Here is a 13,019-nt window from a genome sequence, read left to right on the forward strand (position 1 = left end):
TTTTTTTGGCTTGCAGGGTGCACCTGCCTTTGTGCTTAAACCCGACAGCAGCGGCAGTCCCGATTTAAGCACTTTTTTTTTATTTTTTTATGGTGTGCTTGCTTGTTTCACAGGTTCTATCGGGGCTATAGCGAATGGCGGGACTGAGAGCCCCCAAGAACCACTGGTCATTCATTTCCTAATAAGAATATCTTTTATTTCGGTCGGTAAGACACCAACCAATAGGATAAATGTCGTTAAGTTAAGGGCTTTTAACCACAGATGCACACAGATAACGGATTTTCATATCTGTGTACATCCTTTCTATCTCCCGAAAATCGGGACAAGTCGTGGTTAAATTATTTTGCTTGTACCTAATGAATTAACTTAATAACATTGAGCAGCAACACAGCTGTGTTTTTATTTAATTCAACACCATCAATCAATTATCCTTTCCGAAAGGCACAAAGAGCTGTTTTTAATCCGAATCCTTTTTTTTCGCTCTATATTCTGAAGGAAGTAACTGGTATTTTTCCCTGAATGCCTTTGCAAAATAGTTAGGGGTGCTAAAACCGACCATATAACAGATTTCAGAAATGGTTTTACTACTTTTCTCCAATAAAACCGCGGCTTTCTCGAGCTTAACAGACCTGATAAAATCAACAGGGGTTTTACCGGTAACCCGTAAACACCTTCTGTACAACGATACCCTACTGATCATCATATGTTTGCTTAGATCTTCCACTGATAATTGAGGCTTATGGAGATTGTCTTCAATGTAAAGCAATGCGGTATTCAGGAATTTCACATCATCGGATTCTATTTCCATTTCTGGCGACGCCATGCTCACCTGCCTGGAATAGGTTTTTTTAAAGGTTTGGTGCAGCGTGAGGAGATTTTTGATCTTTGAATGTAAAATTTCGAAATTGAAAGGCTTGGTCATATAATCGTTTGCTCCCGTTTCCAATCCTTTCAGTTGCTCCTCCTCGGCAGTTAAAGCTGTTAACAGGATAATCGGAATATGTTTTGTCCGCTCGTCTGATTTTAATTTCGTGCACAGTTCTGTACCGCTCATTTCGGGCATACTGATATCGGAAACGATCAAATGCGGATGCAACGCCAGTGCTTTTTGCCAACCTTCCTTGCCGTTTGAGGCCTCTACTATCTTATAATAAATGCTCAGGTTATCTTTAAGATAAAATCTAAAATCCTCATTATCTTCTACCAACAAAATCACAGGTACATTTTTTGTCGTCACATGTTTATCGGCTGGCTCTTTTCCTGTTTTTTCTTTGTCATCAATATCGTATTGAACAGACAGATCTTCAGCACTGCTCCGAACCAGATCTTCTTCTACAACAGGCGATAACAGGAGTTGTAGTGTAAAACAGGTTCCCTGACCAGGTTCACTTTCTACAGCTATTTCACCACCCTGCATTTTCACAAATTCTTTGGTAATTGAAAGACCAATTCCAGATCCCTGATTAAGAATGGATGCGGAAGTTTCATGTTGAAAAAAGCGATCAAAAATTTGTGCCTGTTTATCTGCCGGAATGCCTATTCCGGAATCCTGAATCTTTAATTCCAATAAAATTTTACCATCTTCAGTTTTGTTTAACCGCTTATGTAGCATAACATCTACTTTTCCGCCAGGTGGAGTAAATTTAAATGCGTTCGAGAGTAGATTAAATATGATACGCTCCACTTTATCCTGATCGAAATAAGCATACAAACTTTCGATCGGGCTGGCGAAAGTCAGTTTTATCTGTTTACGTTCGGCCAGGTCATAGAAAGAATCTGTGGCATCCTTAATAAAAGATACCACTTCGCCCTCGGTATTGTTTAATCGCAATTCCTGTTCCTCCATTTTACGGAAATCGAGTAACTGATTTACCATGTTTAATAAACGCCTTGCATTTCTTTTAATCATCGCCAACTGCCCATACCGCTCATTTTCTTTAGCAGCAATTAACAGCTTATCAACCGGGGCAAGAATTAAGGAAATGGGCGTCCTGAATTCATGACTGAGGTTGGTTAAAAATTTAATCTTTAGTAAATCAAGTTCCCGTAATCTTTCTGCCTCTTTACGGTCTTGCTCCCGCAGTTGTTTTGCCTCAGCCCTTTCCTGTGCCAATGCAAACTCCTGTTTAAGTTTATTAATGCCTCGGCTACGTATATACAGTAATGCAAATCCTATTATTGCCAGGTATAGGATGTATGCCCAGATGGTTCTCCAGAAAGGGGGAGAAATGGTGATATTTAACTGCGACTCTGCGATGGGAGCCGAATCATTTTCGTAAAAAGCTCTTACATGAAGGATATATTTTCCTGGATCAAGATTGGTAAAAGTAGCTTTCCGCAGTTCAGACGAAACAGTAAGCCAGCGTTTATCAAACCCTTCGAGGTTATATTTATAGATTATCTTGCTTGGATTAAAATAATTAAGCAATGCAAACTGGATTGAAAAGATATTTTCCTTGTAAGTGAGATTTAAGTTCTTGAGCGAGGTGATGGCTTCTGGCAAAACAATGTGCCCATTGATAGGCTCTCCTACACGAACTTTATGGTAAAACACTTCCAGGTCTGTCATTACTAAGGCAGCAGGGAACTTGCTGTTTTTAATTTCGCTGGCCTTGAATACATTAAACCCGCTTGGGCCGCCAAAAATCAGTTCACCCGCTTTAGTTTTGCCTGCAGCATTGATATTAAACTGTGTACTTTCAAGACCATCCGATTGACTGTATTTGCTATATCTGAATTGATACTTTTTTCCGTTAGGGATTACAGAAATCTTATAAAGGCCTTTCCGTGAACTATACCATATATGGTGATCTTCATCTTCCAGTAGTTCAAACACCATATCTTCAGGGAGGCCAACAGTTTCGTTCAGGTTATTAAATATGCCGGTAACCGGATCGTATATACTGATTCCTTCTTTTGTACCAATCCACATCCATCCGCGCACATCTTGCAATATCGAACTTACATCATTCAGTATGAGGCTGTTGCTATCTGTAGATTTGCTTGTGAGATATTTAAAGGTAGCGCTTTTATGATCAAATATATTTACGCCCCCAGTAGTGCCAATCCAGATATTTTTATTTCTATCTTCATACAAACAGGAAACAACAAAAGAATTCAGTGTATTTTTAACATTTGGATTAAAATGTTTAAATGTTCCGGTCTGGCGGTCCAATAAATCGAGTCCGCCATTTAAGGTGCCAACCCAAAGTCTGTTATAAGAATCTTCTAACAATGCATAAATACGGTTATCAGACAAACTTGCAGGATCGCGACTCGGCTTAAAATGCCTGAAATTTTTTCCATCAAAAGCATCGAGACCACCCAAATAAGTGCCAATCCACAATATACCTTCATGGTCTATCTCAAGACTGACCACAATGTCACTACTTAAAGAAGTATTGTTGTCGGGGTTATTGCGGTAAGTTGTAATCTCGCCAGTTGTTTTGTTTAAACACAACAAGCCTTCCCCATTGGTACCAAACCATAGATTGCCATAGTTATCTTCTGCAAAACAATTAACATCCTTCTTTATTGGTTTTTTTCCGGCCAGATACTGGTTAGCGGGAAACTTATAAACACTTTTATGATAGAAACAGATTCCTTTTTTAAAGGTGCCGATCCAGATAATATTATTGTTATCCTTGTACAATGCAGAAATACTGTTATCGCTTAAGCTTCGTGGATCGCTCTCTTTGTTTAATATATAGGTTAATCGTTTGGTTTTTTTATCCAGGATATTAATCCCCCCGTGATCGGTACCAATCCAAATATTTCCATCTTCCCCTTCAATTACGCGGCTTACATTTTTGGAGCTTAAACCTGTATGGTCTTGTTTTTTTCCAAAATAATGAAACTCCCCACTTGCTACGTGGAGATAAAACAGGCCAAAGGGATTTGGCGCACTAAAAATATAGATATCACCTACAGCATCATGACTGAGGCTGTACACGCTTGTTTGGCCAGAAAAGCGCTCATTCACCGCATTAAACCGATGGGTTACCCGATGTTGTTTTAAATCAAACTTATCCAGTACACCATTAGCGTAAATAATCCATACATTACCCTTTAAATCATCAATAAAATCACTTATATCATTATTCCTCAGCGCACTAATCTGCTCGCCCTTTAACTCATATTTTAGAGTTGTATTCGTTTTCGAATCATAACAATAAATACCCTGGTTTTGAATGTTAAAATATAACTTTCCCCGACCATCTGTTTTTACTTCCCGAATGTACCCGCCGGGAATTTTGTATTTCTTAAAATGTTTTTGCTGAAAGCGCTCAAACTTTTCGCAGGTATGGTCATAAATACTAAAACCTTCGTTTGATTTAATCCACAACTCCTGCTGTGGTCCTTCAAAGATACCGATAACGTTACCATTTGGCAGACTTGAACTATCTTTTGAATTGTGCCTGAAAATTTTAAAATCATGCCCGTCGAATCTACTCAGTCCGGACATCGTTCCAAACCACATAAATCCTTTATGATCTTTATATATCGCATTTATTTGGTTATCTGATAAACCATTAGTAATATCAATACGGGAAAACCGATAACTATCATCTTGGGCATAAAGCGCATTACACCATATCAACGCACAGATCAGGGCTAAAAACCTAAACATATTTTTTTATTAAATCGGGTATGTCTATTTAGAAGGAATTACTTACAACTAAAAACACAAGTTCATAATCGTTTGGTTAACGTTAATATTGCTAATTTACAATAAAATCGGGGATATACTTAGCATTCCTGCATGTTTATTCGGTCCAAACCAGTATACCTGCCGGCCCCAGGGTTTTCTTTCCGATAATAAGCTGTGCAGTTTTAGGGAGATTAAAAGTATAATCAGTTGAAGAATAATTAACAGCGATATAATATCCATCTCTCCAATATACGTAAATCCCTTTGGGATAATTTTCAGTTGTAGCTCCTCCATCGGTGTAAGTGCGGGCTAAAATATCTTTTTCCAATTCAAAATCTGCTGTAGCCACCCCGATATAAGTTACTTCTCCTTTGCCAATTTTATGCTTCACTACAGCTGATTTACCTTTGTAAAACTGGTCCTGATAAGTGCCGATAACCGCTGAATTTTCTCCAGTCTGAAGCAGGTCTGCCCAACTGTTCCAGTTGTAATGCTTTGAACCGATCTGAACGTCACCTTTGGCATGCCCCGAAAGCATGTCTGTCGCCAGGATTTCAGCCCCGATAAGACCAGCTATTGGCGCAGCAGTTTTGCCCTCCCAGAAATGCCCCATCCTATTTTTGGTTGCGGTACGGCAGGTGATAATTAAGTGCCCTCCGCTAGCAACGTAGTTCTCCCACTTTTTAACCAAAGCAGCATCTGCCATTTCATAGGCAGGTACAATTACAACCTTATATTTAGAAAAATCAGTTTTTTCATTGATGATATCGACCGGAGCTCCCAGCGATTTTGCGATCTCCATAAATTTAACGGGATAACCCCAGGTATCCCATTGGTTGGTTTGCTTTTGCCTGTCGATGGTCCAGTAATTTTCCAGGTTCCAGAGAATGGCTGTAGATCGCCCTGCCAGTTTTTCGGGCATTGCTGTACCAGGTTTATATAATTTACGTAATAACTTAATCTCTTTATTAAACTGAATATAATCCTCTCCCCCTTGTGAAGGTGTTACACCATCAGTTTGTATAACGCCCGAATGGTATTGTTCTGCACTATATAATATCTGTCTGAAACGGTAAGAACAGGCCAGTTTCCCGCCTGCGGCAAAGGTATGGTATAACCACATGCGCACTGTTCCGGGTAAAAGCAGCGGATTATAGTTTCCCCAGTTTACAGGGCCGGGTTGAATCTCCATCACTCCTGACATTCCTCCTAACTGTTGATAGTATGCTGATGCAAATAATAATACCCGGCTATCACCCAGCCTGAAGCCAAGCTCGCCGATATTATCGCTACCTCCGTTAGGATAGGCTGTGTATGCTGCAAAATCAACTTTTTTCGTTCTGCCAGGATCAGCCCCGGTAGAAACAGCAGTGTAGTTGGTGGTAATGTATTGTACTTTCGAAATGTTTTCTCTTAACAGCCCGGCCTGGAAATCAAGAAAATCTGCCTGTGCATCGGCGCAATAGCGTTTAAAATCGAGCAATGCATGTGGGTTATTCCCCCACCATCCCACCAGGTTGGTATTGTGGATCATAACCTGGTCAAAATTGTTATACCATTGACTCCAGAAAGCTGTTCCCCAGGCGTCGTTTAAGGCGTTAATCGTTTTATATTTGTTTTTTAACCAGTTTCTGAATGCTTGCTGCGATGACGGACTATAATCGGGTTTGGCATCCGGCTCATTATCAAGCTGCCATCCTGTTACCTGACTATTCTTCCCATAACGTTTTCCCATTTCACGAACTATTTTTCCAACAAACAAGCGGTATTTCTGATTAACAATTGATGCCAATCCGCGTGTACCATGCTCAGCACGGATATAGTGCCCATCCATAATAAAAGTCTCGGGGTAATTTACGCGCATCCATGCTGGTGTTGTTGCCGATGGGGTACACATCACAACTTTAAGCTTATATTTTGAACATAAACCTACCACCTTATCGAGCCAGGCAAAATCAAACCGCCCTTCTTCTGGTTCCATTTTAAACCAGGCAAATTCTGCAAGGTGCACAAACTCGTAACCCATATCCGAAATCTTTTTGATATCCCGCTCCCATTGGCTTTCTTTCCAGTGTTCGGGATAATAGTATATTCCTGTGGTGATCAGGTCTTTTTCAGGAAAATATGGATTGGCATTTTGAGATTTCGCGGTAGTTCCGTAGATCACAATTAACATAAATGCCATTAAATACTTCTTCATAATTTTATGTTTGTTATTTTTTTACTTTAAAGAATCAAACGATTAGTAACTTGTTTAATCCATCAGTTAACCTTTATTTGAAAATATGTTGAACAAAAAGGTATAAGTTATTGGCCCACTCCGCATCATCATGAGCATTTGTATCCACATGCCATACATGTGGTACCCCTTGCAATTTGAAGTGTTCGTGTACGCGCTGACTGACATTAAACAGCCCATCTTTGCTACCGCAGGCCAGCCATAATATTTTAAGTTTGTCTTTAGCTGCCGATAAATCGGGTAAAAGTTTAGTATCAGAAAGACCGCCGAACTGATTAGTATTAGGCGCCGATGAGAACCCTCCTACATAGGCAAAAGTATTAATGTTAGCGAGCCCTATGTTCAGTGATTGACCACCACCCATAGATAAGCCCGCAAGCGCACGGTGCTTGCGGTCGGTATATACTGCATAATGGGATTCAATAAAAGGAATGATTTCCTGGAGCAAATCGTTCTGGAAAGATATCCCATACCCTTTATAGCCCCCTTTTCGCTCATCTTGCTCATCTGGTTTTGGATGATTTACAGTGACGTTGGTATTGCCGTTTGGAAAAACCATGATCATTGGCTTAATTTTACCCTCGCTTATCAGGTTATCGATAATATTATCGGCATGAACCCAATATGGCCATTGGCCGTTACCTGAATTAAGTCCGTGCAACAGGTAAATTACCGGGTAACGCTTCGAAGGAGAATACCCTGGAGGTGTATACACCAACATTTCGCGCGATTCCCCCAGTGCTTTAGAGGTGTATTGAACTGAACTGACATTGCCATGTGGTATGTTGTCGTGTTTATTTCTAAAACCCGCTGGTGGATCGTTAAACGCAGGTTTATCGTCGGTCCCTGGTTTGGCAGCTTTATCAAAAATACCTTTTTCTTCTCCCTGCTCCTTGATGTATCCCCTCATCTCCATCCATTTTCGGCAGGCATCCGGCCATAATGATTCCGTATTTTTAGAATGTGCAAGTCCGTAACCATGCCCGCCTGACTGATACACATGAAGTTCGCAGGCAACGTTGTTTTTCTCCATAGCGAGTGCATAAGCAACACTGTTTTGCACCGGAACCGCTTTATCATCCATAGAATGCACCAGGAATGCAGGTGGTGTTTGATCGTTAACCTGTAGTTCGTTTGAAAAATAGTTTACTCTTTCTGCAGCTGGATTTTCGCCCAATAAATTTATTTTTGAACCTTTATGGGTAATATTTTCCTGCATGGATATAACCGGATAAATCAGTATCGAAAAATCGGGCCGCAGGCTGGTCGTATCGGTAGTTACGGATACTTTTTTCGCAAAATGGGTTGATACTGTAGCTGCAAGATGTCCTCCTGCCGAAAATCCCATAATCCCGATTTTTCCGGGATTGATTCCCCACGTTTTAGCATTGCTTCTCACTAAGCGAACGGCTTGCTGCCCATCCTGTAGCGGGCCAATAGCTTTATCAATCATGATGGCATCGTTTGGCAAGCGGTATTTTAATACGAAAGCCGTAATTCCGAGGCTATTTAACCACCTGGCCACTTCATTTCCTTCGTGGGCAATGGCCAGCCCAGAATAACCACCTCCGGGGCATATAATTACTGCTGTACCATTTGCTGTTTCCGACGGGGCAGGATACATCTCAAGTAAGGGTTTTGTAATAAAAGTCATCCAACTATTTACTGAATCTACTTGCGGTTTATAATTGGCATTGGCTATTGCGCCAGGAACTTCCCCATCCCAAAGATTGATCTGTTTACTTTGGCCAAAAACGTTGAGGGTGCCCATCAAACAGCTCAAAACCAATAGGTTTTTTCTTATATGTATAAGTTTCATTTGCTTTTATAATATTGTTCCATAATATACCAGGCCATTTTCCTTTCACCCTTTCTGATAACAAACCTTTTCTGTTATATCCTTTCTGATAAACGGGGTGCATTCTGCCCAACGAGCGATAATCAAACAAGAGCCACGGGGCAATCTCCTCTCTCCAAATGCTATTTTGTGTCATTTTAATTAAAGCATGTAACCTTTACTCCTGCTCAACGGTTTTAATGGTTAAAATTTGCGCGAGTAAATCAGGCGAGGTAACCGTTAGTTTGATATTGCCAGCTTCATGTTTGCTCTTTATCACAACTAAAGCCTTACCTTTCCATGCCTTACGCGCATTACCCACATACTGTTCAAAATCTTTCAGATCAGCATTATCCACTCCTGCAATTACGCCTGGGCCTTCGATCTTGAAATGCAAACGGTTGGTAGCATTAGGCTGAACTGTTCCCTCTTTATCGGTTAGCTCGATCGTGATGTACGATAAATCCTGCCCGTTGGCCAAGATCTCTTTCCTGTCTGCCCTTAGATTTATTTTTGCAGCATCGCCAGCAGTTTTCAGGATGGCTGATCCCGTTTCTTTATCATCTTCTACCCCTACAGCTTTAATCAAACCCGCAGCATACGGCACCTGAAAAGTAGCTTTAAACTGTTGTTCGCGTGCAGTTGCCTGTTCACCGATCAGTTTCTCATTAAGGTAAAGCCTCACTTTCGGATATTTGGAATACACTTCAACCTGAACTGTTTTTCCTTCAAAACCTGGCCATGTCCAGCTTTCCCATGTTGGCCATACCGACCACCAGGTTTCTTTGATTTCTAAAGGTTCAGGAGCAGGTTCACGAACGGCCATATAGAGTTTTTCGTTATTATTGTACAACATGCTTCGGTAATGGGAAATAGGTTTTCTCCATCCGGTCAGATCGATATCACCACAATAAGCGCCATGCCATGGAAAAAAATTATTTTCCCAGTGTTCACCAGGTGTATCCCCGGAATAATACCAACGACCGATGCCTGACTCGCCCAGATAATCCATCGCTGTCCAAACAAAATCACCGATTACGTAATTGTTTTCCTGTACCAGTTTCCAATTATTAAAAGCATCTTTCGGATAGGATTCGGTCTGAACGATGATACGGGAAGGCACTCTTTTATGATCGTCTGGCGCAGTATGCAGGTTGTAATTATAACCGGCAATATCGTGTACACCTATCAAAGAATCCAGGTTTTCCCATTTGTTTAAATTCACAACTGCAGAAGTTACAGGCCTTGTAGTGTCTATTTTTTTTACTTCCTGCAAAAGCATTTTAGCCGTTTCAACAGCCTCGGGTTTCCCCCGTTCTACAATTTCATTACCTATGCTCCACATGAAAACCGAAGGGTGGTTGCGATCTCTCAAAATCATTGCCTGCAAATCTTTTTTCCACCACTGGTTGAAATATTTTGCATAATCGTTACTATTTTTTCCAATTTTCCAGCAGTCGAAAGATTCATCCATTACGAGAAGACCTAGTCTGTCGCATGCTTCAAGAAATGCTTCGGAAGGTGGATTGTGAGAAGTTCTCACCGCATTGAACCCACCGGCTTTGAGCAGTTCAACTTTACGCTCTTCGGCACGGTCAAAAGCAGCAGCGCCCAGGCAGCCATTATCATGATGCACGCAACCGCCGTTTATTTTTACTGTTTTCCCATTCAATTGAAACCCATTTTCGGTAGTAAATTTTAGGGAACGGATACCAAAATTGGTTTTTGTACCGTCCAGTACTTTTTTATCTTTTACTACCTGAACTTGCGCCTGATATAAATACGGTGTTTCAGGTGTCCAGAGCATAGGATCTGGCACCTGTATGGTCTGGCTGATTTCCTTTTCGCTATTAGCAGGAAGTACAACTTCCATCTGGCCATTACCAGTATTTTTAGAATTTTTATTCCAAAGAAGGGTTTTTACGGTAATTTTCCGGGCAGATGCTGTTTCGTTTTTCACCTTGGTTTTCACCAGTACAGTTGCTTTTTTTGAAGATACGTCAGGAGTTGAAATATCAACACCCCAATGTGCAACATGTATAGGATCGGTAACCATCATCCAAACATGGCGATAGATTCCCGAACCACTGTACCAGCGACTGTTCATCTGTTGTGAATTATCAACACGTACGGCAATAACATTCTCTTTTCCGAAATTCAGGTAAGGTGTAAGGTCATAACTGAACGAGGTGTAACCATAAGGATATACACCCAGCGATTTTCCGTTGATAAAAACTTCGGAATTCATATAAATACCTTCAAAATAAATAGCTGTTTTTCTTACCTTCCAGCTATCAGGCACCTGAAAGGTTTTTCGATACCAGCCCATCCCTGACGGAAAAAATCCGCCACCTCCGCCTGCAGCATTTTTAGGATGAGTTTTTCCTTCGATACTCCAATCGTGCGGCAGATCAAGTTTACGCCAACCTGAATCATTAAAATCCTTTGCTGTAGCTTCTGGCGTATCACCTAAAAAAAATTTCCAGTTATAATCAAATAACTGTATGCGCTCGCCATTATCCTTACCCTGAGCATTTCCCAGCGTGCAGTTTACAAAAACCAAAAACAGCATGGTTAAAATCCCAGGAGATAAGCTGATATCATTCCGGGTATTATTCTTACTAAAATTGTTTCTATACAGGATCCTTGATCTCCTGCCAATTATTGGCGTTCTAAATATTTGGCACATAAAAAATGCTAATGTTTTATCATTTATCATCGAATTCAGAATTGCTGTCTGGCAGGTGCCTAAACACCCTATTTTACCGGGGTATATTTAAAATTTTTAAACGTTACCTTTCCTTCTCCTATTGAGCAAAGGCCGATCCGTAAGCTCAAAAATCCGCTAAGTACATTATGGTGCATGCCCGAAACCTCAAAGGAATTTTCAATTTTGTTCCATTTCACACCATCTTTACTGTAATAGAGATCTACCGTGTTTTCTATATTTTTGAGACGTAGGAACACATGGTTGTTCACTACATTTTTTTCAGCCGGAGCTCGCCAGCCACGCAAATCGGCAACGATGTCTTCATTGTTGGCAAGTATCCCGGAAGATGCAGTGCTGTTATAAAAAAGAGCCAGCCCGGCAGTTGCTTTTCCTTCAATTAATACCTCAACATCAACGGTGTAGGAATGGTCTTCGGGGATGCATAATAAGGGAGAACTATTGCCTATAGCATTTCCTTTTGCTTTTACTGACAAGCTGTTATTGGCCAATTTAAACCTGTTGGTATCCAGTTCTTCAAAGAATTGCCATTGAGATTTTAACTTATTACCTGCAAAATTGTCGTTCAAGTTAAAATTGGTTTTTGAGGGGGTTAAATCCGGCTTTTTAATCGGTTTACTGTCGATTACACCTGTGGGTACTTTGTACCAGCCGTCTTTTGTCCATTCTATGGGCAGCAGCATGGTTTGGCGGCCTTTATTGTAAAAATCTTTTTCATAAGCGTGAAACACCATCCACCAGTTTCCTTTTACATCATCGATTATGGTAGCATGCCCTTTTGATCTCCATTTTTCAGATTTTTCTGTTGTTCTGACAATCGGGTTATAAGGTGAATTTTCCCATGGGCCTAACAGCGATTTTGACCTTGCAGATACGACCATGTGACCGGTTATCGGGCCTGCTGTTCCGCCTTCGGCCACAGTAATATAGTAATATTCTCCCCTTTTTATCAATTTAGGGCCCTCCAGGCAAAAACACTCAATAGACCAGTTTCTAGGGATGGGCCAGCCTTTGTATGAACTCTTTTGGTTTCCTGTGGTGGAAAGGCCATCATCAGATAAAGGCACAAATCCTCCGTCGCTGAAGAATAAATACCTTTTGCCCTGCTCATCTGTAATGTGTCCGGGGTCGATGTTGCCGATTTTCAGGTCAACCGGTTCACTCCATTGACCACCGATCGAATCTGCGGTTACCACATAATTGGTACCGTTTGCTGGGAAATAGATATAAAACTTATTTTTATACTTCACCAGATCGGGTGCATACACCGAACCCACTTTTTTGTGCAAAGCGTGAGCTAGGGGTTTCCAGTTGATCAGATCTTTTGAATGCCAGATCAATAAACCTGGATAATATTCGAAAGATGAATGGACCATGTAATAATTGTCCCCATCGCGTAATATACTAGGGTCGGGATAATCCCCCGCGAAAATTGGATTCGTATAGAAGCCCGGCGTCTTCGGGTTCTGAGCTACCTGGTATTGCGCTGTTGCGCAAATGCTAAACTGCAGCAAAAAAATTGTGATTATAAATTTATTCATATATTTTATGTGGTAAAAAGTAT

At 40.8% G+C, this 13,019-nt stretch carries 5 protein-coding genes; all 5 read right to left on the reverse strand.

Translation table 11 applies throughout. The annotated features are described in order from the left end of the window. Positions 1 to 457: 457 nt before the first annotated feature. Positions 458 to 4,630 carry a hybrid sensor histidine kinase/response regulator transcription factor gene (locus J7E57_RS06980; RefSeq protein WP_215126443.1) on the reverse strand — a complete coding sequence of 1,391 codons (4,173 nt, stop codon included), beginning with the start codon at positions 4,628 to 4,630 and terminating at the stop codon, positions 458 to 460. Between the two features lie 136 nt (positions 4,631 to 4,766). Further along, the gene (locus J7E57_RS06985; RefSeq protein ID WP_251029832.1) at positions 4,767 to 6,851 is read right to left on the reverse strand and encodes a beta-galactosidase; all 2,085 of its coding nucleotides are present in this window, start codon (positions 6,849 to 6,851) and stop codon (positions 4,767 to 4,769) included. A gap of 73 nt (positions 6,852 to 6,924) precedes the next feature. Further along, positions 6,925 to 8,709 carry an alpha/beta hydrolase-fold protein gene (locus J7E57_RS06990; RefSeq protein WP_215126445.1) on the reverse strand — a complete coding sequence of 595 codons (1,785 nt, stop codon included), beginning with the start codon at positions 8,707 to 8,709 and terminating at the stop codon, positions 6,925 to 6,927. Between the two features lie 196 nt (positions 8,710 to 8,905). Beyond that, positions 8,906 to 11,416, reverse strand: coding sequence for a sugar-binding domain-containing protein (locus J7E57_RS06995; RefSeq protein ID WP_215126447.1), 2,511 nt, complete (start codon positions 11,414 to 11,416; stop codon positions 8,906 to 8,908). A gap of 68 nt (positions 11,417 to 11,484) precedes the next feature. After that, positions 11,485 to 12,996: a family 43 glycosylhydrolase gene (locus J7E57_RS07000; RefSeq protein ID WP_215126449.1), complete on the reverse strand. Its 1,512-nt coding sequence runs from the start codon at positions 12,994 to 12,996 to the stop codon at positions 11,485 to 11,487. Between the last annotated feature and the right edge of the window lie 23 nt (positions 12,997 to 13,019).

This window comes from Pedobacter sp. ISL-64 (genome assembly GCF_018613605.1).
Taxonomy (GTDB): domain Bacteria; phylum Bacteroidota; class Bacteroidia; order Sphingobacteriales; family Sphingobacteriaceae; genus Pedobacter.